Below are 26,583 nucleotides of genomic sequence, written 5' to 3'. Positions count from 1 at the left end.
TCCGTGCAAAAGTAATGAAAAAAGGCGAATATTAAGTTGTGAATCCGTATATTTGCAACAATCGGCCTCGGGCCGGAACCGAATGAGCGATGAAACGATTGATTGAAGATGCCGGGAAACGACGGAGTTCCCTCCTCCTATGCCGGAGGGGTTTGATAATGGGGCTGATGGCCTTGTGTGCGCTTTCGTGCGGCGATGACGCCGAGGACGGGGAAGAGCCGTTCGCGCAAATCGTGACTGCGTCGTTCGTCTTCGACGAGACGGACCCTGCGGCCAATACGGTGCAGGTGGTGTCGAATACGGCGTGGCAGGTGACCTATACGCCCAGCGACGTCTTTGTCAAGGCGGAGCCTTTTGCGGGCTCGGGCGTCGGGTCGTTCCGAATCGTCCGGATGCCGCAGGGCATCTCTATCCAAGTGAACGTGCGGCCGGTGGCGGGCGGTACGACGGGCGGGCCCATCACGGTGACACGGGCTGCGGGGGAGAATCCCGACCCTGACCCCGACCCGACGCCTGTGCCGGCTTACCGTTTCCCGGAGCTTCCCTCCAACTGGGTGGCGCCGACGGGCAGCACGGCAGCCCTCAAGGACGACCGGGCGTTCTTCACCCATTGGTCCAAGAGCGTGAAATCGAAGAAGACCGTGCGCAACTACTCCTATTGCTACGATACGCGGCGCCACAATCCCGTGTGGGTGGCCTATCCGCTGCATCCGGTCTACCGCGAGGGCGGCACGGGGCGCACCGACCCCGACCCGTGGGCTCCCGATCCGGCGCTCGACGAGAGGTACCAGTCGAAGATATACAAGCACGACGGCGAGGGCGACGGCATCTACGACGGTTACCAGTTCTGGGGCAACACGCTGCTGAAGTCGCTGGGCAAAGGCGGTTATTGGTCGAAAGGCCACCTTTGCATGTCGAGCGAGCGCGGCGGCAAAGATGCGGAACTCAACATACAGACCTTCCACCCGACCAACATAGCGCCGCAGTCGAGTGCCGCGGCTTCCGACTTCGCGACGGTGTGGAGCTACGTGGAGACCCTGTTTTCGGGGACGAACGACTACAAGAACACCGACTTCACGGCCGACGACGGGTCGCAGAACATCAACATCGTATCCGACACGCTGTATCTTGTTGCGGGATGCTATTACGCGCACGACAACTGGGCCGACTACGACGCGTCGAACTACAACGAGACGCCGCCTACGAGCGGCTTGTCGAAAAAGTGCATCATGCCTACCCACCAGTTCAAGATGGCGCTGCGCACCAAGAAAGGCAACACGGGCAAGCGCATCGCCGACTGCACGGCCGACGAGTTGCAGGCCATCGGGTTCTGGATCGAGGCGTTCCCCACGGTTTCGGGCACGAGCGCCACGGCCGAATTGAACCGGAGGGTCGTTCCGGTGTCGTTCATCGAGGAGAAGATGGGCATCGAATTCTTCCCGGACGTGCCGGCTTCGGTCAAGGCAAGCTACAATCCGGCCGACTGGGGATTCTGACGGCCGGCGCTGTATGAATAAGCCGCTCCGTGATGTCGGGGCGGCTTTTTTGTGTCGGGCCTGCGGTTTACGGGGCGGGTTCAGCGGCAGTTTCTGCGGTGGGTTCAATGGCGTGTTCAGTAGCAATTTTTGCGGTCGGCGAAGTATTGCGCGAAGCGTCGGAAAATCCGCCAGGCGCCCCACCCGAGGAGCCCGCCGACGAGCGCCCCCCACACCAAGTCCATGGGGAAGTGCTTGGCCAGATAGATGCGCGAGTAGCAGATAAGGAGCGTGCAGGCGGTCATGAGCCATGCGAACCAGCGGCGGCGGATAACGCTGACCGAGAGTACGGCAAGGGCCACGATGGTGGCGGCGTGGGCCGATACGGTGCCGTAATGACCGCTCACGGCTCCGGCCGGAACGTGCACTGCCCAGTCGCCGGGCATGGCGGCGCGGCGGATAGCCACGAGCGAATCGGGTGCGACGGCCAGCCCTTCGAGTTCGGGGGTGAACATGGGCCGCCAGCGCGGCTGGAAATCGGGCAGCAGCCCGCCCAGCACTCCGTTGTGCTTGAAGATGCCCGAAACCATGTCGGAAAGGGCGATGGCCGCCGACATCAGCACGATGAATATCAGCAGGCTGCGCCACCCGTAGCGGCGCCATACGAGCCACATGATCAGGCCGTAGAGCGGCAGCCACAGCAGCGTGCCCGAAACGGCGAGCATGATGCAGTCCATGACCGGACCGCCGTCGAAGTTGAGCGCCAGGAAAAGGCCGTGGTCGAAGTCGTACACTTTAAGCGGGAATTAATGGTTAATAATGAATAGTGAATAATTTCGGCAGACACTATTCACTATTAAATATTCATTATTCATTGTTCAGAACTGGAAATAGATGAACGGCTGTATGTCGCTCGACTTGATTTGCATGACGCACCAGATCATCGCGGCGACGAGCAGCACCTGCATGGGCAGCGGCGACCGGGCGACGGTGTGCCGGGCGAGGGTGTCGGCCCTGCTCGGCAGGAAGTGCAGCGCGTATCCGGCGGCGATAAGGGCGAAGACCGCCGTGTAGCCGGCCACCACCTGCGGGATGACCGGGGCGTTGAAGTTGCGGACGATTTGGTGGAGCATCAGGGTGACGGTCTGCATGGATTCGGCGCGGAACAGCAGCCAGCTGAAGCATACTATGTTGAACGTCAGCAAGATGCCCAGACCGCGCCATACGGGGTGCATCTCGGCCCCGGTCGCCTTGGCTCCCGGAACGAGCGACATCCACAGCTTGTGGAGCGCCAGCGCCACGCCGTGCAACGCGCCCCAAAGTACGAACCGCAGGGCGGCCCCGTGCCATAGTCCGCCCAATATCATCGTTATCAGCAGATTGGCGTAGGTCCGCGCCCGACCCTTGCGGTTGCCGCCGAGCGAGATGTAGAGGTAGTCGCGCAGCCACGACGAGAGCGAGATGTGCCACCGCCGCCAGAACTCGGTGATGGTGGCCGACTTGTAGGGGGCGTCGAAGTTCTTGGGAAAGCGGAAGCCCAGGAGCAGCGCGATGCCGATGGCCATGTCCGAGTAGCCCGAGAAATCGCAGTAGATTTGCAGGGCGTAGCCGTAGATGCCCATGAGGCACTCGAATCCGGTGTAGAGCAGCGGTTCGTCGAAAACGCGGTCGACGAAGTTGAGCGAAATGAAGTCCGACACGACGGCTTTCTTGAACAGACCGCTCAGAATCAGAAAGATGCCCGTGCCGAACATTTCGCGCGTGACGATGACGGGGTTCTGCCGGATTTGGGGGATGAAGTCGCGGGCGCGGACGATGGGCCCGGCGACCAGCTGCGGGAAGAACGAGAGGTAGAACAGGTAGTCGAGCCAGTTGTTGAGCGGCCACAGCCGTCCGCGGTAGACGTCGATGGTGTAGCTCATCGACTGGAAGACGAAGAACGAAATGCCGACCGGCAGGAAGATGTTCTGAAACTGGAGGAACCCCTGCCCGAAGAGCTGGTTGGAGATTTCGATGAAGAAGTTGGTATACTTGAAGTAGGCCAGCATCCCGAGGTTGACGGCCACGCTCAGCGCCACGAGCCAGCGCTTCGTGCGCCGGTCGATGGTGTTGAAGATGGCGCGGGCTATCCAGTAGTCGCTCGCGGCGGCGAAAATCAGCAGCAGGAAGTAGATGCCGCTCGACTTGTAGTAGAAGTAGAGCGAGAAAAGGATGACATAGACGATGCGCGCGGTCGGCCTGCGGTGGAACGCGGCGTAGAGGAGCAGGAACCCGGTGAACAGGAACAGAAACAATCCGCTGCTGAAAATCAGCGGCGAAGAAGCGTCGTAGGTGAGCAGCGCCCCGAGGCGGGCGGCTATGTCGTCCGTCGCGGGCAGCATCATGGTGCGGAGGGGTCGATGGGCCGGGGGCGGTAGAGCAGCTGCCGCCGGATGCGTTCGTGCTGGAGCGAATCCATCACCGGAACCTCGGGCTGCCGTTGCCGGTGGCTTCGGCGGAGGGTGCAGGCGCGGTGGTTCAGCGCGTCGAAAAGCGCATGGGCTATGCGGGTGCCTCCGGCGTAGTTGATGTGGGTGTAGTCCTTGCCCGCCCAGCCGTTGCGGACGAAGCGTTCCATGCCGCCCAGCGCACGCATGGCGTCGCTCGTGGGCCAGAACGCGGCCTGCGAACGCCTTGCGGCAAGCCGTTGGTACGAAATCATGTGGGGCACGGCGTCCATCCGCTCGAAATCGGTGTCGCTGCGCACCGAGCGGTCGCTGACCCCCATGACCAGAACCGCGGCGCCGGGGAAGCATTCGCGCACGAAGCCCACCATCTTCTCGATTTTGGCGGCGTAGTTCGTGTAGTTGTAGACCCCCTGCTGCATGATGTTGAGCCCGTATTGCAGGATGACAAGGTCGTAGTCGAGCATGGCGTCGATCTGGGCGTCGACCGAGGGGTCGGTCCAGAACATGGCCTGCCCGTTGTTGCTGCGGATCGAGTAGTTGTCCACGCTCACCCCCTCGCCCTCCATGACGGCGCCGTAGCCCACGAACCGTTCGTGGCCCCGCACTACGCGGAAGCCCAGCGAGCCGATGCGGGGTGCCGTCACGGCGATTTGCCGGACGGAGGGGTCGCCCGCGATGGCGAATTCCTGCCGCAGCGTGTCGTTGACCGTCACTTCGACACGACTGCTGTCGGGCGAGAGGAAGAAGATGCGCCCGTAGGTGCAGTCGTCGAGTTTGCGGCGGTAGGCGGTGGGTTCCCAGCGCGTCGAGGCGCCGGGTCCGGCCTGGCACACCCAGCCCGAGACGTAGAATTTCTGGCGCAGGCTTTCGGGGGTCTTCTTGCGCTGCATGATGTTGTAGGCGGTCCAGCCCTTGGACACGGTCTTGACCGTGCGGCGGAAGTAGGTGAGCGGCGATGCCACGGGTGCGAAGCCCGGGCCGCCCCCGCCGAAGGTCTCCTGCATGCGTTCGCGCAGGTCGGCCGTCAGGATGTCGCCCTCGATGAACGAATCGCCCAGCACGGCGATGCGCACGGGGCGCCCGTCGGTGAGCAGTTTGTCGTAGAACGCCCGCATGCCGTCTGTGCGGACCGAATCGTATTCTTCGATGGGGACGATGTGCCGTTCGGGGCACACGGTGTCGGGCCTGAAGAGGGGCCGCAGGGTGGTGTCGCGGCCGATGGTCCACTCGAAAAGGGTCTGCACATGGGGCGTGGCCACTTCGGTTTCGATACGTTCGGCCACTTCGGCCATGTCGACATGGAATTCTTCTTCGTCGAAGACCGCCGACGAGGGGGTGTCGGCCGCGCTGTCGTCGAAAGCCACCAAGTCCGAGAGGATGTTGGCACGCCGGAACTTCACGCCGCCCACGCTCTGCGGGGGGATGAAACTCACGGCCACGAGCACTCCGAGGAGCGCCGCGGCCGCAATCCATCCGCTGCGGGTGTAGTTTTCGGGGGCCCGTTCCATCAGCGGCGGCGTCCGAGAATCAGAAAGACGTAGTAGAGTACCGAGGCGATGGCGCTCACGGCCGCAACTAAGTAGGTCCGCGCGGCCCACGAAAGGGCTTCCTTGGCTTGTGCAAGCTGGGCACCCTGCATGGTGCGGCTGCTTTCCAGCCATTCCAGGGCGCGGGCCGAAGCGTTGTATTCGACGGGCAGGGTGACTATCGAAAAGAGGGCCGACATGGCGATGAGTCCCACGCCGATCCAGCAGACAAGTTCGTTGTTGGTCGCCGCCATGATAAGCAGGCCGACGATGATGGTAATCATGGCCGCCTTGGAAGAGAACGTCACCACGGGAACCAGCTGCGAGCGTAGCCGCAGCGGGGCGTAGTCGCGGGCGTGCTGGATGGCATGGCCGCATTCGTGGGCCGCAACGGCGGCCGCCGCCACGCTGTCGGACGAGTAGACCGATTCGCTGAGGTTGACGGTCATGTTGCGCGGGTCGAAATGGTCGGTCAGGTGGCCCTTGACATGGGTCACGCGCACGTTGTGTATGTTGTTGTCGCGCAGCATCTTCTCGGCCACTTCGGCACCCGTGAGCCCGCCCGGGAAGCGGACCTCGGAGTATTTGGCGAAGACCGACTGGAGCCGCGCCTGCACGATGTATCCGGCGATACCGATGACGATGATGAGCACGAAGATGCCCATCGAGGCCGGGTCGTTGGCGTAACGGTTGACGTAGAGCGCTGCATGGAGCAGTGCGACAAGGGGTTGCATGATCATAAGCTGCGGTTTTTGGGGTGCGTGCCCCGCGACGGCCGTTGCGGCAGGCGGACCCGCGCTGCACAAAAATGCCGTCCGGTGGGGCAAAAATACGAATTTTTATGTTACTTTGCATGGATTTCCCATAAATCGTACCTCACTGTGAATCTCGCCTTTTTCATAGCGCGCCGCACGGCGCGGCCCGCACCCGGAGAGAAGTCCGGGGTCATGGAGCGCATCGCCGTGGTGTCGGTAGCGCTGAGCGTGGGGGTGATGGTTCTGACGCTGGCCGTGATGATGGGTTTCAAGCGCGAGGTCTCGCGCAAGATTACCGGGTTTGCGGCCCATGCGACGCTGACCGATGTCCGGAGCGTGCGGTCGCTGAGCCCGGCTCCCGTGCGGCGGAGCGGCGAGCTCGAAGCGTTGATTCGTTCGGCCGACGGGTTCGTTTCGCTGACCCCCTATGCCGTGCGCGGCGGCATCGTCCGCACCGACGACGCGGTCGAGGGGATTCTGCTCAAGGGGGTCGACGGCAGTTACGACTGGCGCACGTTCGGCGAATGGCTCGTCGAGGGCGAACTGCCGCGCGTGGGCGGTTCGGTGCGGACCAAGGATATTCTGCTCTCGCGCAATCTGGCCCGGCGGCTGATGCTGGGGGTGGGCGACCGGGTGGAGATGCTCTTCGTGGAGCACGGCGACATGCCCCGCCGCGACCGCTTCAAGGTGGCCGGAATCTATGCGTCGGGGATGGACGAGATGGACAACACGGTGGTCATGACCGATTTGCGCAACGTCCAGCGGCTCTCCGATTGGGGTCCCGACTTGGTTACGGGCTACGAAATATTTGCCGACGGCCTGGCCGCTTCCGACGATTTCGCGCGGCGGCTCGACCGGGCGCTGTTCTACGACGAGAGCGGTCTCGGCGACAACCTCACCGTGCGGAGCGTCGGGGAGCAGTACGCCAACATCTTCGACTGGCTCAAGGCTCACGACGTCAACGCGGCGGTCATCATCGGCATCATGCTGGCGGTGGCGTTTTTCAACATGACGACGGCGCTGCTTGTCATCGTCATGCAGCGCACGCGGATGATCGGGCTGCTCAAGTCGTTGGGAATGCGCAACGGCCCCTTGCGCCGGATATTTCTGTGCCGGGCCGCTTTCATCGCCCTGCGGGGCATGGCGTGGGGCAACGGCATCGGGCTGGCGCTGTGTCTGTTGCAGCAATGGACCGGGGTGGCGAAGCTCGACGCCGAGGGCTATCTGCTGTCCGAAGTTCCGGTTGCGCTGGGAGGAAGCTGGCTGCTGCTGCTCAACGTCGGTGTGTTGGCGGTCATCGTGGCCCTGCTGATAGTCCCGGCTTCGGCCGTCTCGAAGATAAAACCTGTTGAAGCACTCCGCTACGAATGACGGTAAAACCTTATAATACACGTGCTTCCAAGAAGGAAGAGGTGCGCGAAATGTTCGACAGCATCGCTCCGCGCTACGATTTGCTGAACCACACGCTGTCGCTCAACGTCGACCGCTGGTGGCGCCGCCGCGTGGTCGTGGAGGTGCGCCGGGGGGCTCCCGCGCAGATTCTCGACATGGCGACGGGTACGGGCGATCTGGCCATCGAGCTGGCGCGGCATATCCCCGGTGCGCATGTCACGGGCGTCGATTTGTCGGACAGAATGTTGGCCGAAGCCCGCCGCAAGGTGGCGGCGCAGGGACTTGCGGAGCGTATCGAACTGCACCAGGGCGACGCCGAACATCCCACGGCCGAAGCCTGCTACGACGCGGCGACGGTGGCGTTCGGCGTGCGCAACTTCGGCGACCTCCACGCGGGGCTGTGCGGGTTGGCCCGCGCAATAAAACCCGGGGGCAAAGTCGTTATATTGGAGTTCTCGCGGCCGCGCAGCCGGTTGTTCCGGGCGCTGTTCGGGTTCTATTTTTGCAGGATTCTGCCGTGGGTGGGCGGGATGGTCTCCCACGACCGCCGGGCCTACGACTATTTGCCTGCTTCGGTGGGGGAATTTCCCTCGCCCGAAGCGTTCTTGGCGATGATGGGCCGTGCCGGATTCGCCGACTGCCGGGCCCGGAGCCTGAGCGGCGGGATAGCGTATATATATATAGGTGTGCGGCGATGACCCTTTCGGATATGAGTGCTACGCGTAAAATATTTTTCTTGTTGTTGTGCCTTGCGGTGTGCGCGGGGATGACTTCGTGTCGCCGGAAGCTGGAAAAGGCGCGGGAAAACATCCGTGTCGAAGCGGTCGAACGGGTTGGGATGCGCGGTCTGACGGAGCTGGACGTTGTGCTGCGCCTGCGCAACGACACGGGCTATAAGTTGGTGCTGGACAAGGCTTCGCTCGACATTTTCATGGGTCCGTCGTTCGTCGTGGGGGCGGAGCTCTGCGACCCGGTCACGGCCGAACGCCATACCACGCAGAGCATTGCGACCCGCTGGCGCCTGCGGATTTCGGACCCCTTTACGCTTTACGCTTTTGCGCGGCGCATCCGGCAGCAGCAAATCGCTTCCGTTGCGGTCGACTGCGCGGCGGAGGGCCGATGCGGTCCGGTGCCCTTGAATATTTTCCGCGGGAAGGTCCCTTTGTACGAATTTTTGAATACCTTTGGCGTGGAGTTGGAAGAACTGCAAAACCATTTTGAACCGTGATAAATAAGTATCTGATTGGGCTGCTGGTATTTGCAGCGGCATTGTGCGGGCGTCCGGCGGCGGCTCAGTCGCTCGGCGCCTTCAAGGGACGGCTGGCCCGGCCTGCGGCGACGCCGTATGCGCAGACCCCGGCCACGGTGACGGTGACCGAATACGGCGACGCGGCGGAAGCGGTGGCCGAAGCGTCGCGGAGCGTCCGGACCCCGGCGCTCAAGGCCTACCGGGTGTGCATCTTTTCCGACAATGGCCACAACGCCAGGGCGGGTGCGGCGGCGGCCAAGGAGCTCTTCGAGGAGACGTTCCCCGGCACGCCGGTCTACATGTTCTACGAAAATCCCTATTTCCGGGTGACGGTGGGCAATTGCCTGACCCTTGAGGAAGCCATCATTCTCAAAGGCCGCGTGTCGGGCACTTTCCCCAAGGCTTTTCCCAAAAGCGAGCCGCTTTCGCTGCGCGATTTCCGGTATTGAGCGGCGGTGCGATTCGGAAAAATCTTGGAATTTCCTTGCATATTTCTTACGATTGTCTAACTTTGCGGCGATGTAAAACAACTAATTTCAAACGTTTGAAGCTATGAAAAAGATTTTTTCTTTCGTTGTGGTTCTCGCTGCTGTGGCTATGGTAGGCTGCTGCGGCAACGCCAACAAGAAGGCTGCCGAGGCTGCCGCTGCTGCTGAAGAGACTGCTGTTGTGGAAGCTGCTGCTGAAACCGCTTGCACCGGTGAGTGCGAGAAGTGCGATTCGACGGCTTGCGAGAAGTGCGAAGCTGCTGCCGAATAACCAATCCGGTACGGAAAAAAGAGGGCTCCTGGACGATTCCAGGAGCCCTCTTTTCATTAGAACGAAATACCTACCCGCAGGCCGAAGTTGCTGAGGTTGTCGACCTTGTAGGTGAGCAGGTTGGTGCTGTTGGTCGCGTAGCTGTAATAGAGTGCGAGGTGCAGTCCGAAACGGTAGTTCGGATTGGGGAAGATCGAGACGCCTACTTCGGGCGAGAGGTAGAATCCCCAGGTGTTTTCGTACTGCTTGATAACATAGTAGTACGACGAGAACTGCGAGTAGCAGGCGCCCAGCTTCATCCCGACGTAGGGTTGGAAGATGCTGTCGTTGAGCCAGCTGTAGCGGCCCGTCGCACCGAACGGCAGTTGGAATACGGCGTGTTTCTGGTTGGTCGTCAGCGCCGAGCCGTCGTTCAGGTAGAGCGTCCGGCGGTCGATGTTCTGGAGGTTGGTGTGGAACGAGATGAACGGACCCACGGCCACGGCCGGCGTGATGCGGTAGCCGCCCTCGAAGTTCATGCCCCAGCCCGAAGCCTTGTCGGCGAACGATTTGCCCAGCGGGACGTTGACTTGCCAGTCGATGTTGATGTAGGACTTGGGGAAGATTTGCGCCTGACCGGGCCGGGCAAGGGCCAGCAACAGGGTGCAGAGCGCTGCAATACGGAGGTATTTTGTCGTTTTCATGATTGCTGCGTAAAATGGTGATCGGTTATTCGTAGAGGTAGGGCGATTGCGCGAAAGCCTGTTCGACGGCTTGGAGCGTGCGTTCCTGGTTGAGGCTGGCATTCGAGGTCAGCAGACCGCTCATGAAGCTGTCCCAGACGACGGGCAGGCGTTTGCCTTCGACCCGGGTGGCTTTCAGGTCCATCATTTCGAGCAGCAGCGACCCGGCCGTGTAGCCGTAGTAGACACGGTAGGGGTAGAACCAGCCCATCCAGTCGCCCCAGTAGCCCGGGCTCCAGTAGTAGGGATAGTACCACCACCAGTAGGGGTTGTTCGAGCCGACGAAGTAGGTTTCGCGTTCCACATAGCTCAGTTGGACGCCTAAGTCGGCGTTTTGTTTTTCGGAAGTCCGCAGGAATCCGGCCGCTTCCAGCTCGAAGGCTACGGTGCCGACGATTTCAAGCGCGTCGGCGTCCTTCCAGTATTCGGTTTGTTTGTTGCTGCCGATAATCAGAATGCTGTCGGGCAGATAGAAGGTCTCGAAAGCCGCGAAGTCGGCGGCGCGGTCGCGGTCGGTGTAGACTAAGTACTCCCGGTGCAGGGCCGATGTCGACGGGTCCTTCTGGCACGAGCTGACCGCAGCCGCGAGCAGTGCGATCGCTAAGAAGTGAATGGTTTTGACGGTCATGGTTTTTCAGATTTATGGTTTGCTGTCGGGCGGAATGTTTCAAAATTCGTTCCGCAAGCGGTTGTGTGCTCCGGAAAAACCGGACGGGTCATAAAAAAAGACGCTCTCTGCGAAGAAAGCGTCCGAACGAAAACGGTTGCGCACCGTTAGCGGTATCGGTGGGAAATCAGCGTCATGAACTCTTCGCGCGTGCGGTGGTCCGAAAGGAAGATGCCCGTGAACGCCGAAGTCGTCGTCGCCGACTGTTGTTTCTCGATGCCGCGCATCTGCATGCACATGTGGCTCGCTTCGATGACCACCGCCACCCCCATCGGGTTGAGCGCTTCCTGGATGCAGTCGCGGATTTGGACGGTCAGCCGTTCCTGTACCTGCAGCCGCCGGGCGAAGCACTCCACTACGCGGGCTATCTTCGACAGGCCCGTAATGCGGCCGTCGGGGATGTAGGCCACGTGGGCTTTGCCGTAGAACGGCAGCATGTGGTGTTCGCAGAGCGAGTAGAGTTCGATGTCCTTGACCAGCACCATCTGTTTGTATTCTTCGCGGAACATCGCCGAGCGGAGGATTTCGAGCGGGTTTTCGTCGTAGCCTTTCGTCAGGAACGACATCGCCTTGGCCACCCGTTCGGGGGTCTTCAGCAGTCCTTCGCGGGCCGGGTTCTCGCCCAGGAGGCGCAGGATTTCGCTATAATGGCCGCGGAGCGCTTCGACGGTCGCGGCGTCGAAACGTTCTTCCTTTTCGTAGTTTTTTGTCTCCATAGGGCCGCGAAGTTAGGTTATTTCTCGATGGAATGCAAATAGGCGGCAAGTTTGCGCACGGCACGGCCACGGTGGGAGACGGCGTTTTTCTCGGCTGCGTCCATCTCGGCGAACGTCTTGTCGCCGCCCTCGGGTACGAACAGCGGGTCGTAGCCGAATCCTTCGGCGCCGCGTTCGGCGGGGATGATCTGTCCCTCGACAATGCCCTCGAACAGGTGTTCTTCCCCGTTGAGAATCAGCGCGATGACCGTGCGGAACCGGGCCCGGCGGTTCGTTTTTCCCTCTAAGTTTCGCAGCAGCAGCCGATTGTTGGCCGCGAAGTCGTGACCGTCGGTGGCGTAGCGGGCCGAGTGTACGCCCGGGGCTCCGCCGAGCGCTTCGACTTCGAGCCCCGTGTCGTCGGCAAAGCAGTTGCGGCCCGTGCGGGCGTGCAGGTAGCGGGCCTTTTGCAGCGCGTTGCCTTCGAGGGTGGGCTGCGTTTCGGGTATCTCTCCGGTCACTCCGCAGTCACGCGGGGTCACCAGGCGGTAGCCGTCGCCCAGCACGGCGCTTGCTTCGGCCAGCTTGTGGGCGTTGTTTGTGGCGAAAAGGATTTCCATTTCTTTCAGTACCAATAAGTTTTGCCGTGGGAGCCGTATAAGATCACTACTTGGTCATCGTCGACATATCGGGCGTCGACCTCCACTTCTTCGTGGTCGATTGTCGCGGTCAGCTTCAGTTTTCCGCGTTGGAACTGCAAGCGTTTTTCCGAATTGTATTTCAGCGGTTCGAGTGTTTCGTAGGCGACGGTTCCGAAATCGGGGGAGTAGACCCCTTCGGACAAATTGCCCGTGCCGTTGATTCTCAGTTCGCACCAGTAGCGGGTCGGGCCGTCGGGCTGCGGCTGGTTGCAGTAGAACGGCGTCACCGACCATTGTTGGTTGCCGTCGGGGAGCCGGAGGTCGTAGGTGTCCGGTCCGGTTTCGTGCTTGCGGCAGCTGATTGTCGGCATCTCGCTTTCCAGGCAGCTTTGCGAAGAATAGGCATATCGCCAAACGGCCCCTTCGGCCGAGAGCGGCTGCCCGCCGGTGTAGATAATCAGGTCGCTGGTGCCGTCGATAATGTGGCATGCGTCGTCGGAAATGACGATGCGCGAGGAGTAGAAATAACGATTGTGCACGACTTCCCGCTCCTCTTCGGAGGCGGAGTAGTAGAGGTCGAAAAGCAACACGCGCGTCGCATCGGCGGCCGTTTCCCCGAGGCAGCGGTTCGCTTCCCGGAATATGTAGAAGCCCTCTCGGGTCGGGTCGAAATCTTCGGCTTCATGGATTTTGCAGCCCGTCAGCGCGGCCGCGGCCGCCAGCCATATCAATGCCCGTTTCATTTTGCTCGCATGTTTTGAGGTTTGAACTTGTAGCCGACACCCATCATGAAGACGCCCTGCGCGCCCAGTCCCAGTTCGGCGAATCCGAACAGCGAGCGCCCGACCGAAATGCCTATCGGCGTGAGCTGAAAGGCGAGGAAGCCATTGCGGAAGCGGTCCGAATTGTGGTCGAAGCGTCCGCCGGAGAGCGTCGCTCCGAGCCCCAGCGTCGAGTACATGCGCACCCAGCTGGAGTTGACCCACGTGAAGCGCACGACGGGCATGACCGTGAAAGCATGGGCCCGGTTGCGGCCGACGGGCGAAAAGTCCCTGTTGCTGTACGAGCGGCTGTATTTGCCGTAGTAGCTGAGCGTCACCCCAAGGTCGAACCACTTCTTGAACCGATAGTCGTAGGTCAGCGACCAGGTTCCGCTCGTGTAGACCGGGCCGCGGTGGGTTCGGTCGTAAAAGATTCCGTCGGCGCAGCCCTCCCAGTCGAACATGGAGGGCAGAATCGGGTAGGCTCCGACGGTCAGGCGCAGTTCGTGTTGCGGAGTGAACGGCCTGCGCACTCGGATGGCGGCAGGTTCTTCCTGCGCGAGCAGTCCTGCGGGCATGGCCGCCAGCAAGAGCAGCAGCAGTAGTTTCTTCATAGGTTCGGGGTTTTGGCAGGTTTCGGTTACAAATATAGGATAATTCCCCCCCCCTGCAAGAAACCGGCGGTTTATTTGCCGTCGGGCTCCGGATTTTCGGCCCGCGCTTGCCGGGGGCCGGGTCAGAAGATGGTTTCGCGCTTCTGGAGTTTTTCGTCGAGGTCGAGCTTGTCGATAATCAGCTTCACGAGCGTGTCGATTTTGGAGCCCTCCGAATAGTCGGCCGGACAGACGTGGTTCACGCGGTTGTCCTGGATGAGCGACGCCATCTCCTTGTGGGCTCCTTTCTGTTCGGGGTTGTAGACGGCGATGGAGTGGCCGCCGTAGTTCTTGACCAGCCGCATGCAGGGGATGTCGGTGGTGCCGTCGCCGACGTAGATCATCCGGCTGAACGGCACAGGCCGTTCGTTCTCGGGGATGTAGCGGTTGACCAGCTTGGAGTCGGAGACCGATTCGACCCCCTTGTTGATTTTGAAGATGAACTGCGTCTTGTTGGTGTAGTTGACCGCCACGGCGGGCCAGTAGGCGATGCCGTCCACGTCGTAGAGGAACGAGCAGGCGTAAATCTTGCGGAATTCGCAGGCGATTTCGGTTCCTTCGATAATCTCTTTCAGCCCCGACGAGTTGATATAGTGGAGGATGCGGATGCCGCGCTCGGCGCCGTAGCGGTTGATGCGTGCGAACCACTCTTTCACCCCGCGGAACAGGGCGACCTTGCGTCCCGATTCCTGGAAAGCTTCGCGGCGGAGCGACAGCCCCTTGGACTTGGCGCCCTGAATCATGCGGGCCATGTAGGTGAGCACCATGTCGGCGTCCTGCTCTTCGGCCAGCGAGTTGGCTTCGGTCCAGAATTCCTTGTTGCTTTTGCCCACGGCGGGGATGAAGTCGTATTCCTGCATGTTGCCGGGGGCCAGCGTCCCGTCGAAGTCGTAGATCAGGGCGATGGTGAAACGGTAGGTGTCGTTCATGGTGAAAGGATATTTTGCCATTCAAATATACGCTTTTTTCATTATCTTTGCAAGAAGCGCTCGAAAACAACAGCTTATGGAGTTCAAGGAAATCATACGCATGCGCCGTTCGGTCCGCAAGTTCAAGGCGGAGCCCGTGCCCCGGGCAGTGGTGGAACGGTTGCTCGCCGCCGCTTTGTCGGCCCCCTCGTCGCGCAATACCCGTTCGACGCGGTTTTTGGTGGTCGACGACCCGGCCGCCGTGGCCCGGATGGCCGGGATGCGCGATTACGGCGCAGGGTTCATGAAAGGGGCACCGCTGGCTGTCGTGGTCCTGGGCGAGACGGCCAAGACCGACCTTTGGCGCGAAAACTGTGCCATCGCGGCGACGCTGTTGCAGCTGGCCTGCGTGGACGAGGGGCTAGCTTCGTGCTGGGTCCATGTCGACGGCCGCCCGCGGCTCAAGGATGCCCCCGACGGGGAAATGGCGGCCGATTATCTGCGGAGTTTCCTGCCCGTTCCCGACGGCTGCGAACCTCTGTGCGCCATCGCTTTGGGCTATTCCGATTTCGTTCCCGCGCCCCTGCCCCCGGCCGACGACGCGGCAAGGGTGACTTGGCTGAAGTGAAAAGTGAAAGGTGAAAAGTGAAAGGTGCAGGTAAGCGGAATTGAAACTTGCTGCGCGATTGAAAAAGAAAGGTGAAAGGAGCAAAAGCCCTTTCACCTTTTTCAGTCAGATGCGAAAAGCATTCGGATAGACTTTTCACCTTTGACCTTTCACTTTTAACCTTTCACTTTTCACCTTATTTCTCCACTGGCTTGATGTCCTTGATGCGCAGTTGCGTGGTGACGCAGCCGCGGTAGTGGTTCTCGACAATCTGGTAGCATACGTCGATGGGCTTGCCCGCGCGGACCCATTGGTAGTGGGTGGGTTGCTGGAACGCAATCGACTGGATTTTGGTGTTGGGCTTCTGCCGCTGCATCAGGTCCATGCGCAGGTGTTCGCACTCCATGCCGACCAGCTTGGCATCGCCGTGGTTGCTCACGCCGTAGGTCACGAAGACCGGGGCCGCGTTGCCGGGGCCGAAAGGCTGGAAGCGGTTGAGGTGGTCGCGGAACTTGGGCGTGATGTCGGAGAAGAGCAGTTCGCTGTCGATGTCGACCTGCGGAACCAGCATCTGCGGGTCGATGTGCTGTTCGACGAAATCGTTGAACCGCCGGGTGAATTCCTCGACGTTCTCGGGTTTCATCGTCAGCCCCGCGGCATACATGTGTCCGCCGAAGTTTTCCAGCAGGTCGGAGCACGATTCGACGGCCTGGTAGAGGTCGAAGCCCGGTACCGAGCGGGCCGAGCCCGTCACGAATCCGTTGCTCATGGTCAGCACGACCGTGGGCCGGTAGTAGGTCTCTATCAGCCGTGATGCGACGATTCCGACGATTCCTTTCATCCACTTCGGGTTGTAGATGACGGTGCTTTTGCGGCGTTTCAGTTCGGGGTTGCTCTCGATGTAGTTGTGGGCTTCCTGCGTCACGGAGCGGTCTATCGACTTGCGGTCCTGGTTGTAGGCGTCGATGACGTTGCCGAATTCCTCGGCGACGCTCTCGTTGCCCTCGATCAGCAGTTCCACAGCCGCATGTCCGCCCGACGGCGACGCGTTTTCGTCCGTCTCGTCCATCCGCATGCGGCCTGCGGCGTTGATGCGCGGGCCGATTTTGAACACGATGTCGTCGATGGTGATGTTGTGCTTGTCCAGTCCGCAGATTTTGATGATGGAAAGCAGTCCTTTCGACGGTTCGCGGTTCAGGTACTTCAGCCCGAAGTGGGCCAGGATGCGGTTTTCGTTGACCAGCGGCACGATGTCGGAGGCGATGCTGACGACCAGCAGGTCGAGCAGCCCGAGAATCCGCTCGAACGGGATGCCGTTTTTCTGGGCATAGGCCTGCACGAGCTTGAATCCCACGCCGCAGCCCGACAGTTCGTCGAACGGGTAGGAGCAGTCGACCCGCTTGGGGTCCAGCACAGCTACGGCACGGGGGATCTCCTCGGCCGGAAGATGGTGGTCGCAGATGATGAAATCCACGCCTTTCTCTTTGGCATAGACGACCTTTTCCGTGGCCTTGATACCGCAGTCGAGGGCGATGATGAGCCCCACGCCCTTGCGGGCTGCGAGGTCGATGCCCTTGACCGAAATACCGTAGCCTTCGGTGTAGCGGTCGGGGATGTAGAAAGTCAGGTTCTGGTGCCCGAGCTGGCGGAGGAACTTGTAGACCAGCGCCACGGCCGTGCAGCCGTCGACGTCATAGTCGCCGTAAACCATGATTTTCTCATTGTTCGCGACGGCCCGTTCGACCCGTTCGACCGCCTTGTCCATGTCCTTCATCAGGAACGGGTCGTGGAGGTCGGCGAGGGTGGGCTTAAAGAACTTTTCCGCCTTTTCTACGGTGTCTATGCCTCTCTGTACGAGTAGATTGGCCAGCACAGGCGAAAGTTTCAGCGCGGCCGCCAGCGCAGCCACCGCTTCGGCATCGCCCTGCGGCTTCACTACCCAACGTTTTTCTATGGGCATATGAACTATTATTTATATATTTTAACATTTACTTTCTTCTTTTTCCGGCGGACGGCCGTTTCGCCGACCGTTCGTTTTGTTTTGGCATGCAGGCCGCAGTTTCGTTCCGCGGGAGCCGCAAGGCTTCGGCCCGATAAGGGTCAGATTCGTATTTCAACGCCCAGCTGTTCTCCCAATTCTTCGAGAACCAGCCGTTTGACTTCTTCCATGGCGACTTCGCGCCTTGTTTCGCGGGCCATCGAGGTCACGCCGCGGTCGCTGAATCCGCACGGGTTGATCCGCGAAAACCACTCCAAATCGGTGTCGACGTTCAGCGCGAACCCGTGCATGGTTACATAACGCGATGAGCGGACGCCTATTGCGCAGATTTTGCGGGGCGCATCCCTTTTTATTCGGACCGTTTCTTCGGTACTTTTTCCGGCGCTCCGTTCCTCCTTGGCGCTTTTTTCGCTGGTCTGCTCCTCTGCGACGTTTTTCTCTGCGGCGTTTCTTCCGTCAGTCTCTGCGTCCTTGCTCTCTGCGGCGTTTCTTCCGTCGGTATCTTCCGCGTTTCTTTCCGTTTCGGCGCTTCGTTGTTCGGCCGCTCCTCCGAGCCATACGCCCGAAGCTCCGTCTATACGCCCCGCCGCAATGCCGTAGTGCGCCACCACGCGGATGACCGTTTCTTCGAGCCGGCCGATGTATTCCCGCAGGCCGATTCCGAGCCGTTCGAGGTCGAGAATCGGGTAGCAGACCAACTGTCCCGGTCCGTGGAACGTGATGTCGCCGCCGCGGTCTATGTGAAAGAACTGTGCTCCCAGTTGCTCCAAGGCTGTGCGGCCCACCAGCAGGTTTTCTGCGTGGCCGCTTTTGCCCAGCGTGTAGACCGGGGGGTGTTCGACCAGCAGCACCGTGCCCGCGTCGTCCGGCCTTGTGTCTGTCTTGTCTGCCGCAGGGCCGCTTTCTTTCGCCCCGCAGCCGTTCCGCCGTCGGTTTTTCTCCGCGAGGAGTTCCTCGAACAGCGTCCGCTGCAATTCCCAGCAGGCGGCGTAGTCCATCGGTCCGAGGTCGCGGCAGCGGACTTTCATGCCTCGGAGCCTTTCGCTTTGCGGAGCGCTTCTTCGGCCATGTACGACGACCGCACCAGCGGCGCGCTCGCACAGTAGCTGAAGCCCATTTCCAGAGCCCGGAGCCTGTACCAGTCGAATTTTTCGGGAGCGACATACGCCGCAACGGGATAGTGCTCCAACGAAGGCCGAAGGTACTGGCCGAGCGTCACGATGCCGACCCCTGCCTGGCGCAGGTCGTGCAGCGTTTGCAAAACTTCCTCATCGCTCTCGCCGAGGCCGACCATCAGACCGCTTTTGGTCACGGCGCCCCGTTCGCTCAGGTGGCGCAGTGTCTCCAGACTGGTCCGATAGGTTGCTTTGGAGCGCACCAGCGGCGTCAACCTCTCGACGGTTTCGATGTTGTGCCCGATGATGTCGGGCTTCGGCGCGACGACCACGTCCAGCAGGTCGGGCCGTGCGTCGAAATCGGGAATAAGGAGCTCAATGGCGGCGTCGGGATTCTGCTGCCGGACGGCCTCCACGGTCGCGGCCCAGTGGTGGGCTCCGCCGTCGGGGAGGTCGTCGCGCGTCACAGACGTTACGACGACATGCCTAAGTTTCATCAGCGCAACGCTTTCGGCAACCCGTCGGGGTTCGTCGGCGTCGGGGGCAAGGGGCCGGCCGGTCTGCGTGGCGCAGAAGCGGCAGCCGCGCGTACAGATTTCGCCCAGAATCATGAAAGTCGCGGTCCTCCGGCTCCAGCATTCGGCCTGATTGGGGCAACGGCCGCTGCTGCAAATGGTGTGCAACTCGTGTTTTTCGACGATCCGTCGCACGTCGGCGTAGTCGGACGTGCGGTGCAGACGGATTTTCAGCCATCCGGGTTTTCTGAGTGCGTCTACCTTGTCATGGAACTTCGGCATTTAAGTTCACTATTTTCCAATTGATGCAAAAATAGGAAAAATAATCGACATTTCCCCGGAAAATCCCGATTATTGCTTCCCGTTCGTAAGAATCTTCGGCACAGCCGTTCCGCAGGGGGATTTTTTTCGTCGATGAAAAGTGAAAGGTCCAAGGTCAAAAGTGTTTTCGCTTTCGGTCCTCCTTTTCTCTTTTGTCCTACTTGTCCCTTCCTTTCTCGTTTTGCCCCGTTTTTGTCATTCAGACCGTCTTTTTCTCCTTTGTTCTTTTACTCTGCTCTTTCTCTTTTGTACCATCCCTTGCCCCCTCCCGCCTTTTCTCCTGTCACTTTGCTACTTTCGTTCTCCTTCGCTCTCATCTTCTGTTGTTTCCCTGCTTTCTCTCTTGTCGTTCTGCCCGTCCCTCCCTGTCATTCTGAGGAGCCGTAGGCGACGAAGAATCTATTACTCGGCGCACAGATGTTTCGCTGCGCTCAACATGACATACTGCTGCCCTCTGTCATTTTGAGCGTCAGCGAACCGACGCTCGCAGCATGCGCAGAGACTACTTGCAGGCTATGCCATGCAAGGAGGAGGGAAACAGGCGTAGTGCAGTTAAGAATCTGTTTCACAGCATCGTCATTGCGAGGGCTGTTAAGCCCGTGGCAATCTGAACAAAACCACACCGTCTCCCCGCCCTTTCCCGCAGAACACCGCAACGCTCTGCGTTGCCATCTGCGGCGGCCCGCATCGAAGATGCGTCCGGCCCCAGCCGCCGCAGATGAATACGCCAGCTATTCAGCGCATCCGCAATCCCCACCTCGCAGACCCCAGGCTGGGGCGGTCGTGCTATGGACACAAGCCGGGCGCCGCGCAGAATTATTATTTTTTTTGTGTTTTCCTCTTGACAAACGGTTTTTCAGGTTGTATCTTTGTTTCGTCTTGCAACAAGTTCGTTTTTGCGTATCGTCGTTCGCGCGCTTGATTCTTTGAATACGACGATTGCGGTGCACAGCAGCGCAGAAACAAGCGAAACCCGCCAAGGCAAATCTCCCCTTGTTTTTTGCTGACGTCAGAAACAAACAATTCTTCGTTCTGTCAGTAACATCGAAATCCCGAATTCTCTCTTTCGGTTTTTTGCTTTCTGTTTTTTTTGTTTCTCCGGTGGTGCCGTTCCATTTTCCGACGTTTTCACCTCTTCAGAAGGCGTTATGGATATATGGTTCGACAGACAGTCAACTCTCGGTTTTATGAGGTGAAACCCCGAGCCTCGGACGCGTATAAAATGCGTAGTATCATTTAAGAACAGCCCCCAGAACGAACGATCCTCTTTCCTCGAAGTCTCCCGGAACCGACCAAACACGGCGCCGGGGGACTTCCTGTGTTTGTACCTTATATATAAGTAAAGAAGAATTCCGGCGCCGCAGGCGCCGGAATTCTTGGTTAGGTTAGTTAGGTCAATGAGAGCGGGAGAACCCCGCTTATCGTATTACAAATATAAAAGTAATTCGACCTAAAACCAAATTTTTCGTAATATTTTTTTGTCGGTTGGTAAAAATTACGGCCGTATCGAAACGGCTTGCCGCCGGACACGGGTCATTATTAATATTTTTTATTAAAGCGCCTCGCGGATGCTTTCCTCTTTCTTTTCGGGTTCCGCCAGGGTCATCGAGGTGTTGATGTGGCGGGCACGATAGGTGGCAGGCGTCATCTGGTATTCTTTCTTGAACAGCTTGATGAAGTGCGAGGTGTTGGGGAACGTGCATTCGTTGCCGATTTCCGAAATCGACTTCGAGGTGGAAATCAGCAGCAGGCGCGAGTGCATGAGACGCTGACGGATATACCACTTGTGGGGCGGCATCTGGAAGTGGCGCCGGAATTCCTTTTTGAACGAGGTGAGCGAACGGTTGGTCAGCTGCGACAGCTCCTCGATGGATATGTCCTTGAAAATGTGGTCGTAGACGATTTGCTCGAAGTTTTCCTTGGCGGCGTCTACGTTGCTCAGCAGTTTGCTTTTGATGCAGCAGTCTTCGTGCGAGGCAATCAGATAGATCAGTTCGGTCATCTTGATGTTCTCGGCCGTTTCGTCGTGGTGGAAATCCTCGTCGCGCAGGTAGTTGTTGGCGTTGGTGAAAAAATTCCGGATGCTTCCCCATGCGGGCATGGATACGTGCATCCGGTGGCTGCAGTTTTCGCAGGAGTGCGAATTGGAGATGTTGAGCCCGTAGGTGATGTTCAGGTGCAGCAGGATGCGCTGGAGGTCCGACGGCGTGTAGTAGACAAGAATCTGCTCGAAGGGCTGGCCGTTTTCGGGGAAATGCTCGATGTAGTGGTGGCCGATTCCGAGGTAGAAAATGTCGCCTCGGGTGAGCTGGCGGCGTTTGTCGCCGTCGTAGATGAACATGGACCCCCGCAACACGTAGCCAATGGCATATCGCGACAGGGTCTGTGACTGGATGCCGGAGTGAAGTGTTTCCACATACTTCACAATCATCGGCTGTTGGGCCGACGAATTAACTGAATTCTTCATGTGTAGATTGTTAATTTAATTCTGCGAACAAGTGTTGCGTCACTGTTGTTGCACCTCAAATATACAATCTAAACTTTGATTTATAAAATTATGGATAACAAATACGGTCTTATGTGGATATATTAATCTGAATTTGTTAATATTAGGCCCGAATATATTATTGTAGAACCATATTGCAGGCCGCTCCCGCCAGGCAGAGCGCATAGATCGGTTGGGCGATTCCGGGGTGGGCGCGCACGAAAAACAGCGGCAGCAGGGCGGACAGCGGCACGGCGGCCAGTGCGAAGACCGATACCGTGGCACCGGGCAGAGAGGCGACAGCGGCAATCAGAAGCAGGATTTCCAGGTGATAGACAAGGATGCTCCGCGATTTGGAGCTGACGGCATAGAGGTCGGCATAGAAATACTGCATCGCAAAAATAAGCAGTACGACGGCCGCGCCTCCCAGTAGTTGAACTCCGAACGGAAGTTCGACGAAGAAGAGCAGCCATTGGCCCGCGATAAGTTTTTCGCCGAGAGCCAGCAGGGGTGCATGGAATTCGTTGCCGAGCCCCCAGCCGACATAGCACAGCAGCAATACCGGAAGCAGCAGGCCCGTAAGCGCGACGATGAGTTCGCGGAACGTGCGGTGGAAGTGAATCACGGCCAGCGGCAGCAGCAGAATCAGCGGCAGCGCCTTGGGCGAAAGAATAAGCAGAATGCCTAAGTAGAGTGCGCCGCGGAAAATGGCGTCGAAAGCGTAGCTGGTCGAGTAGGAGCGGCAGAAGTTCTTGATGCTCAGTATCAGAAACAGCGCGCTGACGAACATGGACAGGTCGGCGGCGCCGGCGGTCAGCCCGCCTGCGAGAACTCCGTAGAGCGGGATGGCGATGCAGGTGTTTGTCGTATAGAGGTTGTAGCGGACCGTGAGGTGGCCGGTGCGGATGCCTGTGACGATAATCAGCAGGCAGGTCAGCGCCCGGGCCCAGCCCGGAAACGAGTTTTGGAACAGCACGAGGAATTCGCCCGGCAGCCGGAAATCGACCCCGGTCCCGGCGACGGCAGGCACAGCGGATGCTGCCGCGGCGGCCGCTACGGGTCCGTAGACTGCGGCTGCGGCCAGAGCGGCGAGGGTCAGAAACGACGGTATGAAGGCTTGCCGGGCAATGTCGAATTTCATGCGGACGGGATGTTGTTCCGAGGACAAAAATACGGAAAAAGTTCGTAAATTTGTCGTATGCTCGATACGCAATATCAATATGATTTTCCCGAAGCGGGCTGCGACGAAGCGGGGCGGGGGTGTCTGGCCGGTCCGGTCTTCGCGGCGGCGGTCATGCTGCCGCCCGGGTTCCGCGACCCGCTGCTCAACGATTCCAAGCAGATGACCGAGCGCAACCGCGACCGGCTGCGCGAAATCATCGAGCGCGAAGCGGTGGCATGGGCCGTGGAGGCCGTGCCGCCGGAGCGTATCGACGAAATCAACATCTTGAACGCTTCGTTCGAGGGGATGTCGCTGGCCGTTGCGCGGCTCGACCCGCAGCCGGGATTTCTGGCTATCGACGGCAACCGTTTCCGCACGCGGCTCGAACTGCCCTACAAGTGCATCGTGAAGGGCGACGGCAAGTATGCCGACATCGCGGCGGCTTCGGTGCTGGCCAAGACGCACCGCGACGAATACATGCGGCGGCTGGCCGAAGAATTCCCGCAGTACGGCTGGCTGAAGAACAAGGGTTATCCGACGCGCGAACACCGGCTGGCGATTCGCGAACATGGGCTGACGCCCCACCACCGATTGTCTTTCAACCACGAAATCGACCAGCTGGAACTTCCGTTCGGAGCGTGAGCGGGGTTTCGGCGACAGCCGGAAGTCTCTCCGGACAACATAAAAACAGCCTGCTGACCCGGAATGGTATGGGCTACGGTTCATTTCTGCGCACCTTCGGCTTGTCGGAACGGTGCGACCAGCGAGGTCGGGTAGATTCAGCAATCCGCTGGCGGCGATGCCGACGTGCCGAAACGTTTCGGGCTTCAGCTCCAACGTTTCAGGGACCGCCAGCTGTTCAATCCAGTCTGTGCCGGAGCTGTCCGCCGAGGACTTCTCCGGCATATTCAACCGAGCGATTGCCAATGCACCCTGCTGCGGGCGCCCGCAACCGTGAGACGGGAGCCTTGATCGTCGTCGGCGAGCACGGCAATGTTTGGTCTTCGTCTTCCTACGCCGCGGGCAATCTGAACGTTGGCGGCCTGCACTGCCGGGCGGACAACGTGAACCCGTTGAATGGGCACAACCGGGCCAACGGCCTCTCCGTGCGCTGCGTCCAGCATCTACGGGCTGTTTTTATTAAAGTGAAAAGTAGAAAGTGAAAGGTGAAAAGACCAACCGCAGCCGTTCGCGGGCCCGGCTGGGGCGGTTGCGCTCCAAGCGCGAGCCGGGCTCCTCATTCATCGAGCCAACATGGCAAACCCTCGAAAGAGGGTTTGAAAGTGCGAAATCCGTATCCGGCTTTTCTCCGCTGTGCATCGATACAAAAAACAACGGGCCCCAAGAACGGGGCCCGTTGTAAACAGGGAGTGTAAGACCTAATAACCCAGCGACTTGGAAGCCGCGTAGGAAATCTTCAGGGCATTGGCCCGGCGAAGCTCCTGCTTGACGTCGGTGACGATACCCATCTTGGTGGTACCGTCGGCCTTGAGACAGATGGTCATCAGGGCACGGTCGGCCTCGCTGAGCTTGTCGCGCTCGGCGGCGACGAAGTCGAGGATGTCCTTGGTAGTCTTGTAGGAATCGTTGAGCTGGATACGCGGCGCAGTACCGAACTTGGCCTGCATGGCCAGTGACGGCTGCCCGATATGGATGTAGCTCACGAGCGACTTCTTTTCGAGCTTCTGCACCTCGGTAGCTTCGGGGAGCTTGTAGCGCACCAACAGCTCCTGGTCGCGCATGGTCGTGGAGACCATGAAGAAGAAGAGGATCATGAAGATCACGTCGGGGAGCGACGCTGTCGAAATGGGGGGCAAGCCTTTGTTGCCCTTCTTTTTCATTACTGCCATAATCTTACTTCTTGATGGTTCGCGGCTCGGCTTCCGAAATCTTCAGAGGAACGGCCTTGGTGATGATGTCGCGCTGCTCGGGCGTCAGCGAATCGAACTTGTCGCCGAACTTGCGCATGGCCACCTCGTCGCGGATTTCGTTGAAAGCGCGGGCCAGTTCGTTCTGGACCATGATGTAGGGCTGGTAACCCGTGTCGCGGGTGGTTTGCAGCGAAACCACGCCCATGCTCACGGGATAGACCCACTTGCTGCCGTCGGGGAGGTCGAATTCCTTCTCCTCCTTTTCGGGCAGGTCCTCGGTGCTCAGCGGGTTGAGGATGAACTCCTTGGTCTTCTCCTTCAGCTGGCGGAGCTCGATGAACTCCTGCTTGCCGGGCTGACCTGCCATGATCTGACCGCTACCGTTGATAAGCACCAGAAAGAGGTTGCGCTCCTTGACCTTGATTTCCTCCTGTTTCTGATCCTCGGGAGGAATCGGCGGCAGCATGCGCGCAAGACCCGTGTCGGTGTTCATGGTAGTGGCGACCAGGAAGAAAATCAGCAGCAAGAAGGCAATGTCGGCCATCGAACCGGCGTTGATTTCCTGTACTTTTCTTTTATCCGTTGCCATGGGTTACGATTATTTGAAGGCGCCCCGGATTTCCGTAACGATGGCCGTCAGGAACGCGGCGACGAAGGCGACGTAAGTCACCAGGATGCTCGTTTCGGTAATGACGGTCTCGCCGTGGCCGAAGAACCCGTTGTTCTGCAGGTCGATGATGTTGACCGTGTGGCTGGCCGAATAGGCGTACGACGCACCCACGATAACGAGGATCAACGCTACGGAAATGATGGTTCCCTTGATGCCTGCCGGGTTCTGAATCATGCCGAAGATGGCGCAGAAGAGCGCAGCGGCGATGGCGAACACGAAGAGGAAGTATCCCCAGATGAGGTTCGCGCCGATGGCTGCTTCCGAGCCGCCCGTGGCAACCGCGTAGATCAGAAGAACCGCGGTGATGGCCATCAGAACGCCCAGCAATATGTTAAGAATCTTTTTCATAATTGCATGAACTGCTGTTGTGGTTGGGGATTATTTCTTGCTGTAGGCGGTGAGGATGTCCATCAGCGTGATCGACGAATCCTCCATATCGTTCACCAGCGAGTCGATCTTGGAGACGATGTAGTTGTAGAACAGCTGAAGAATAACCGCAGCGATAAGACCCATGAGGGTGGTCAGCAGGGCGACCTTGATACCGCCTGCCACGAGCGTCGGGCTGATGTCGCCGGCAGCCTGGATGGCGTCGAACGCACCGATCATACCTACTACGGTACCCATGAAGCCCAACATCGGTGAGAGGGCGATGAACAGACCGATCCACGAAAGACCCGATTCCATCTGGCCCGTCTGAACCGAACCGTACGATACGACGGCTTTCTCTACGGCGTCGAGACCCTGGTCGTAGCGGTCGAGACCCTGGTAGTAGATCGAAGCGATGGGACCGCGCGTGTTGCGGCAAACGTCCTTGGCAGCTTCGATGCCGCCGTTCCGGAGAGCCTCCTCAAGAGCGGTGATGAACTTCTTGGAGTTGATGGTCGAGAGCGAGAGGAACAGGATACGCTCGATGGCTACGGCCAGACCGATCACCAAGCAGAGCAGCACGGGCAGCATCCAGCCCCAGCCGCCTTCGAGGAACTTCTGCATCAGAATGTGGTGCATGCTCTCGCCTGCGATTTCGGTTTCGGCAGCAACGGCGGTCTCGGCTTCGGCCACTGCCTCGTCGGCAACCGCTTCGGTCTGTTCGGCTGCGGCCACGGCCTCAGCTTCCTGCGCGAACGCATTCACGGTGCCCAGCGAGAAGAGGGCCACCGACAGAATCAAAAAAAGTTTTTTCATAGTGGT

At 59.5% G+C, this 26,583-nt stretch carries 28 protein-coding genes; 8 read left to right on the top strand and 20 right to left on the bottom strand.

Annotated elements, in window-relative coordinates; genetic code table 11:
• Nucleotides 1–89: 89 nt before the first annotated feature.
• A complete protein-coding gene (locus QVG21_RS05065) occupies nt 90–1,496 on the top strand; it encodes a DNA/RNA non-specific endonuclease (protein WP_287922774.1) in 1,407 nt (468 codons plus the stop codon).
• A gap of 116 nt (nt 1,497–1,612) precedes the next feature.
• Here QVG21_RS05065 and QVG21_RS05060 read toward each other — a convergent pair whose 3' ends face one another.
• The 4 genes from QVG21_RS05060 to QVG21_RS05045 form a co-directional block, all read right to left on the bottom strand.
• Nucleotides 1,613–2,269, bottom strand: coding sequence for a phosphatase PAP2 family protein (locus QVG21_RS05060; RefSeq protein ID WP_287922772.1), 657 nt, complete (start codon nt 2,267–2,269; stop codon nt 1,613–1,615).
• Between the two features lie 84 nt (nt 2,270–2,353).
• A complete protein-coding gene (locus tag QVG21_RS05055) occupies nt 2,354–3,859 on the bottom strand; it encodes an MBOAT family O-acyltransferase (protein ID WP_251215105.1) in 1,506 nt (501 codons plus the stop codon).
• The gene (locus QVG21_RS05050; RefSeq protein ID WP_287922770.1) at nt 3,856–5,430 is read right to left on the bottom strand and encodes an SGNH/GDSL hydrolase family protein; all 1,575 of its coding nucleotides are present in this window, start codon (nt 5,428–5,430) and stop codon (nt 3,856–3,858) included. Before QVG21_RS05050 ends, QVG21_RS05055 begins: the two co-directional genes overlap by 4 nt.
• Nucleotides 5,430–6,113: a zinc metallopeptidase gene (locus tag QVG21_RS05045; protein WP_287922821.1), complete on the bottom strand. Its 684-nt coding sequence runs from the start codon at nt 6,111–6,113 to the stop codon at nt 5,430–5,432. The genes QVG21_RS05050 and QVG21_RS05045 overlap by 1 nt, the downstream gene beginning before the upstream one ends.
• Nucleotides 6,114–6,329: 216 nt before the next feature.
• Between QVG21_RS05045 and QVG21_RS05040 the strand changes: the two genes are divergently transcribed.
• The 5 genes from QVG21_RS05040 to QVG21_RS05020 all read left to right on the top strand — a co-directional run bounded on the left by QVG21_RS05040 (nt 6,330) and on the right by QVG21_RS05020 (nt 9,603).
• Entirely contained in the window at nt 6,330–7,574 is a 1,245-nt protein-coding gene (locus tag QVG21_RS05040; RefSeq protein ID WP_287922768.1) for an ABC transporter permease, read from the top strand.
• Nucleotides 7,571–8,293: a bifunctional demethylmenaquinone methyltransferase/2-methoxy-6-polyprenyl-1,4-benzoquinol methylase UbiE gene (gene ubiE / locus QVG21_RS05035; RefSeq protein WP_251215102.1), complete on the top strand. Its 723-nt coding sequence runs from the start codon at nt 7,571–7,573 to the stop codon at nt 8,291–8,293. The genes QVG21_RS05040 and ubiE overlap by 4 nt, the downstream gene beginning before the upstream one ends.
• Complete coding sequence (locus QVG21_RS05030; protein WP_287922766.1) at nt 8,290–8,823, top strand: hypothetical protein; 534 nt, start codon at nt 8,290–8,292, stop codon at nt 8,821–8,823. The genes ubiE and QVG21_RS05030 overlap by 4 nt, the downstream gene beginning before the upstream one ends.
• On the top strand, nt 8,820–9,293 hold the full coding sequence (locus QVG21_RS05025) for a hypothetical protein (RefSeq protein ID WP_251215100.1): 474 nt from the start codon (nt 8,820–8,822) through the stop codon (nt 9,291–9,293). Before QVG21_RS05030 ends, QVG21_RS05025 begins: the two co-directional genes overlap by 4 nt.
• Before the next feature lie 103 nt (nt 9,294–9,396).
• Nucleotides 9,397–9,603, top strand: a complete 207-nt coding sequence (locus tag QVG21_RS05020) for a hypothetical protein (protein ID WP_251215099.1) — start codon at nt 9,397–9,399, stop codon at nt 9,601–9,603.
• 56 nt (nt 9,604–9,659) lie between these two features.
• Here QVG21_RS05020 and QVG21_RS05015 read toward each other — a convergent pair whose 3' ends face one another.
• From QVG21_RS05015 to QVG21_RS04985, 7 genes are all read right to left on the bottom strand, one after another.
• Nucleotides 9,660–10,286, bottom strand: coding sequence for an outer membrane beta-barrel protein (locus QVG21_RS05015; protein ID WP_251215098.1), 627 nt, complete (start codon nt 10,284–10,286; stop codon nt 9,660–9,662).
• A gap of 25 nt (nt 10,287–10,311) precedes the next feature.
• Nucleotides 10,312–10,953 carry a DUF4136 domain-containing protein gene (locus QVG21_RS05010; RefSeq protein ID WP_287922763.1) on the bottom strand — a complete coding sequence of 214 codons (642 nt, stop codon included), beginning with the start codon at nt 10,951–10,953 and terminating at the stop codon, nt 10,312–10,314.
• Between the two features lie 146 nt (nt 10,954–11,099).
• Nucleotides 11,100–11,708 carry a GTP cyclohydrolase I FolE gene (gene folE, locus QVG21_RS05005; RefSeq protein ID WP_287922761.1) on the bottom strand — a complete coding sequence of 203 codons (609 nt, stop codon included), beginning with the start codon at nt 11,706–11,708 and terminating at the stop codon, nt 11,100–11,102.
• 17 nt (nt 11,709–11,725) lie between these two features.
• Entirely contained in the window at nt 11,726–12,307 is a 582-nt protein-coding gene (gene rdgB / locus QVG21_RS05000; RefSeq protein ID WP_287922759.1) for an RdgB/HAM1 family non-canonical purine NTP pyrophosphatase, read from the bottom strand.
• 5 nt (nt 12,308–12,312) lie between these two features.
• Nucleotides 12,313–13,071 carry a hypothetical protein gene (locus QVG21_RS04995; protein ID WP_287922757.1) on the bottom strand — a complete coding sequence of 253 codons (759 nt, stop codon included), beginning with the start codon at nt 13,069–13,071 and terminating at the stop codon, nt 12,313–12,315.
• A complete protein-coding gene (locus tag QVG21_RS04990) occupies nt 13,068–13,703 on the bottom strand; it encodes a hypothetical protein (RefSeq protein WP_287922755.1) in 636 nt (211 codons plus the stop codon). Before QVG21_RS04990 ends, QVG21_RS04995 begins: the two co-directional genes overlap by 4 nt.
• Before the next feature lie 122 nt (nt 13,704–13,825).
• Nucleotides 13,826–14,692, bottom strand: coding sequence for an HAD family hydrolase (locus QVG21_RS04985; RefSeq protein WP_287922753.1), 867 nt, complete (start codon nt 14,690–14,692; stop codon nt 13,826–13,828).
• A 55-nt stretch (nt 14,693–14,747) separates the two neighbouring features.
• Here QVG21_RS04985 and QVG21_RS04980 point away from each other — a divergent pair, with 55 nt between their 5' ends.
• Nucleotides 14,748–15,278, top strand: a complete 531-nt coding sequence (locus tag QVG21_RS04980; RefSeq protein WP_287922751.1) for a nitroreductase family protein — start codon at nt 14,748–14,750, stop codon at nt 15,276–15,278.
• Nucleotides 15,279–15,453: 175 nt separating this feature from the next.
• Here the strand turns inward: QVG21_RS04980 and recJ are convergent, their stop codons facing one another.
• From recJ to QVG21_RS04955, 5 genes are all read right to left on the bottom strand, one after another.
• Nucleotides 15,454–17,217 (bottom strand): single-stranded-DNA-specific exonuclease RecJ, encoded by a 1,764-nt coding sequence (gene recJ / locus QVG21_RS04975; protein WP_287922749.1) that lies wholly within the window; start codon nt 17,215–17,217, stop codon nt 15,454–15,456.
• 140 nt (nt 17,218–17,357) lie between these two features.
• Nucleotides 17,358–18,254 (bottom strand): lipoyl(octanoyl) transferase LipB, encoded by an 897-nt coding sequence (gene lipB, locus QVG21_RS04970; RefSeq protein WP_502871760.1) that lies wholly within the window; start codon nt 18,252–18,254, stop codon nt 17,358–17,360.
• 26 nt (nt 18,255–18,280) lie between these two features.
• Entirely contained in the window at nt 18,281–19,168 is an 888-nt protein-coding gene (gene lipA / locus QVG21_RS04965) for a lipoyl synthase (protein WP_287922745.1), read from the bottom strand.
• Nucleotides 19,169–20,759: 1,591 nt separating this feature from the next.
• Entirely contained in the window at nt 20,760–21,674 is a 915-nt protein-coding gene (locus QVG21_RS04960; protein ID WP_251214905.1) for an AraC family transcriptional regulator, read from the bottom strand.
• A 157-nt stretch (nt 21,675–21,831) separates the two neighbouring features.
• The gene (locus tag QVG21_RS04955; RefSeq protein WP_287922743.1) at nt 21,832–22,833 is read right to left on the bottom strand and encodes a hypothetical protein; all 1,002 of its coding nucleotides are present in this window, start codon (nt 22,831–22,833) and stop codon (nt 21,832–21,834) included.
• A gap of 57 nt (nt 22,834–22,890) precedes the next feature.
• On the opposite strand from QVG21_RS04955, the gene rnhB reads away from it, so the two are divergent.
• Entirely contained in the window at nt 22,891–23,496 is a 606-nt protein-coding gene (gene rnhB, locus QVG21_RS04950) for a ribonuclease HII (RefSeq protein ID WP_287922741.1), read from the top strand.
• Nucleotides 23,497–24,233: 737 nt separating this feature from the next.
• Here rnhB and QVG21_RS04945 read toward each other — a convergent pair.
• Genes QVG21_RS04945 through QVG21_RS04930 form a run of 4 tightly spaced genes read right to left on the bottom strand, consistent with a single transcriptional unit; the run spans nt 24,234 to nt 26,577 of the window.
• The gene (locus tag QVG21_RS04945) at nt 24,234–24,704 is read right to left on the bottom strand and encodes an ExbD/TolR family protein (protein ID WP_369808766.1); all 471 of its coding nucleotides are present in this window, start codon (nt 24,702–24,704) and stop codon (nt 24,234–24,236) included.
• Nucleotides 24,705–24,708: 4 nt separating this feature from the next.
• Complete coding sequence (locus tag QVG21_RS04940; protein WP_251214908.1) at nt 24,709–25,314, bottom strand: ExbD/TolR family protein; 606 nt, start codon at nt 25,312–25,314, stop codon at nt 24,709–24,711.
• 9 nt (nt 25,315–25,323) lie between these two features.
• Nucleotides 25,324–25,743: a hypothetical protein gene (locus QVG21_RS04935; RefSeq protein ID WP_251214909.1), complete on the bottom strand. Its 420-nt coding sequence runs from the start codon at nt 25,741–25,743 to the stop codon at nt 25,324–25,326.
• A 30-nt stretch (nt 25,744–25,773) separates the two neighbouring features.
• Nucleotides 25,774–26,577 (bottom strand): MotA/TolQ/ExbB proton channel family protein, encoded by an 804-nt coding sequence (locus QVG21_RS04930; protein ID WP_251214910.1) that lies wholly within the window; start codon nt 26,575–26,577, stop codon nt 25,774–25,776.
• Nucleotides 26,578–26,583: the final 6 nt, after the last annotated feature.

The sequence above is a fragment of the Alistipes sp. UBA6068 genome, from assembly GCF_949428155.1.
Classification (GTDB): Bacteria; Bacteroidota; Bacteroidia; order Bacteroidales; family Rikenellaceae; genus Alistipes; species Alistipes muris.
The sequence above is the reverse complement of the archived record's forward strand: the minus strand, read 5'-3'. Positions and strand labels throughout refer to the sequence as shown.

Excerpts from the sequence above, each read along its gene's own strand:
- ubiE (WP_251215102.1), top strand. The coding sequence starts at position 7,571 with ATGACGGTAAAACCTTATAATACACGTGCTTCCAAGAAGGAAGAGGTG.
- QVG21_RS04940 (WP_251214908.1), bottom strand. The coding sequence starts at position 25,314 with ATGGCAACGGATAAAAGAAAAGTACAGGAAATCAACGCCGGTTCGATG.
- QVG21_RS05015 (WP_251215098.1), bottom strand. The coding sequence starts at position 10,286 with ATGAAAACGACAAAATACCTCCGTATTGCAGCGCTCTGCACCCTGTTG.
- QVG21_RS05010 (WP_287922763.1), bottom strand. The coding sequence starts at position 10,953 with ATGACCGTCAAAACCATTCACTTCTTAGCGATCGCACTGCTCGCGGCT.
- QVG21_RS04945 (WP_369808766.1), bottom strand. The coding sequence starts at position 24,704 with ATGGCAGTAATGAAAAAGAAGGGCAACAAAGGCTTGCCCCCCATTTCG.
- lipA (WP_287922745.1), bottom strand. The coding sequence starts at position 19,168 with ATGCCGAAGTTCCATGACAAGGTAGACGCACTCAGAAAACCCGGATGG.
- folE (WP_287922761.1), bottom strand. The coding sequence starts at position 11,708 with ATGGAGACAAAAAACTACGAAAAGGAAGAACGTTTCGACGCCGCGACC.
- QVG21_RS05045 (WP_287922821.1), bottom strand. The coding sequence starts at position 6,113 with ATGGGCATCTTCGTGCTCATCATCGTCATCGGTATCGCCGGATACATC.
- QVG21_RS04960 (WP_251214905.1), bottom strand. The coding sequence starts at position 21,674 with ATGAAGAATTCAGTTAATTCGTCGGCCCAACAGCCGATGATTGTGAAG.
- QVG21_RS05020 (WP_251215099.1), top strand. The coding sequence starts at position 9,397 with ATGAAAAAGATTTTTTCTTTCGTTGTGGTTCTCGCTGCTGTGGCTATG.
- lipB (WP_502871760.1), bottom strand. The coding sequence starts at position 18,254 with ATGGACTACGCCGCCTGCTGGGAATTGCAGCGGACGCTGTTCGAGGAA.
- QVG21_RS04985 (WP_287922753.1), bottom strand. The coding sequence starts at position 14,692 with ATGGCAAAATATCCTTTCACCATGAACGACACCTACCGTTTCACCATC.
- recJ (WP_287922749.1), bottom strand. The coding sequence starts at position 17,217 with ATGCCCATAGAAAAACGTTGGGTAGTGAAGCCGCAGGGCGATGCCGAA.
- QVG21_RS05050 (WP_287922770.1), bottom strand. The coding sequence starts at position 5,430 with ATGGAACGGGCCCCCGAAAACTACACCCGCAGCGGATGGATTGCGGCC.
- QVG21_RS04930 (WP_251214910.1), bottom strand. The coding sequence starts at position 26,577 with ATGAAAAAACTTTTTTTGATTCTGTCGGTGGCCCTCTTCTCGCTGGGC.
- QVG21_RS04980 (WP_287922751.1), top strand. The coding sequence starts at position 14,748 with ATGGAGTTCAAGGAAATCATACGCATGCGCCGTTCGGTCCGCAAGTTC.
- rnhB (WP_287922741.1), top strand. The coding sequence starts at position 22,891 with ATGCTCGATACGCAATATCAATATGATTTTCCCGAAGCGGGCTGCGAC.
- QVG21_RS04955 (WP_287922743.1), bottom strand. The coding sequence starts at position 22,833 with ATGAAATTCGACATTGCCCGGCAAGCCTTCATACCGTCGTTTCTGACC.
- QVG21_RS04995 (WP_287922757.1), bottom strand. The coding sequence starts at position 13,071 with ATGAAACGGGCATTGATATGGCTGGCGGCCGCGGCCGCGCTGACGGGC.
- QVG21_RS04935 (WP_251214909.1), bottom strand. The coding sequence starts at position 25,743 with ATGAAAAAGATTCTTAACATATTGCTGGGCGTTCTGATGGCCATCACC.
- QVG21_RS05030 (WP_287922766.1), top strand. The coding sequence starts at position 8,290 with ATGACCCTTTCGGATATGAGTGCTACGCGTAAAATATTTTTCTTGTTG.
- QVG21_RS04990 (WP_287922755.1), bottom strand. The coding sequence starts at position 13,703 with ATGAAGAAACTACTGCTGCTGCTCTTGCTGGCGGCCATGCCCGCAGGA.
- QVG21_RS05055 (WP_251215105.1), bottom strand. The coding sequence starts at position 3,859 with ATGATGCTGCCCGCGACGGACGACATAGCCGCCCGCCTCGGGGCGCTG.
- rdgB (WP_287922759.1), bottom strand. The coding sequence starts at position 12,307 with ATGGAAATCCTTTTCGCCACAAACAACGCCCACAAGCTGGCCGAAGCA.
- QVG21_RS05065 (WP_287922774.1), top strand. The coding sequence starts at position 90 with ATGAAACGATTGATTGAAGATGCCGGGAAACGACGGAGTTCCCTCCTC.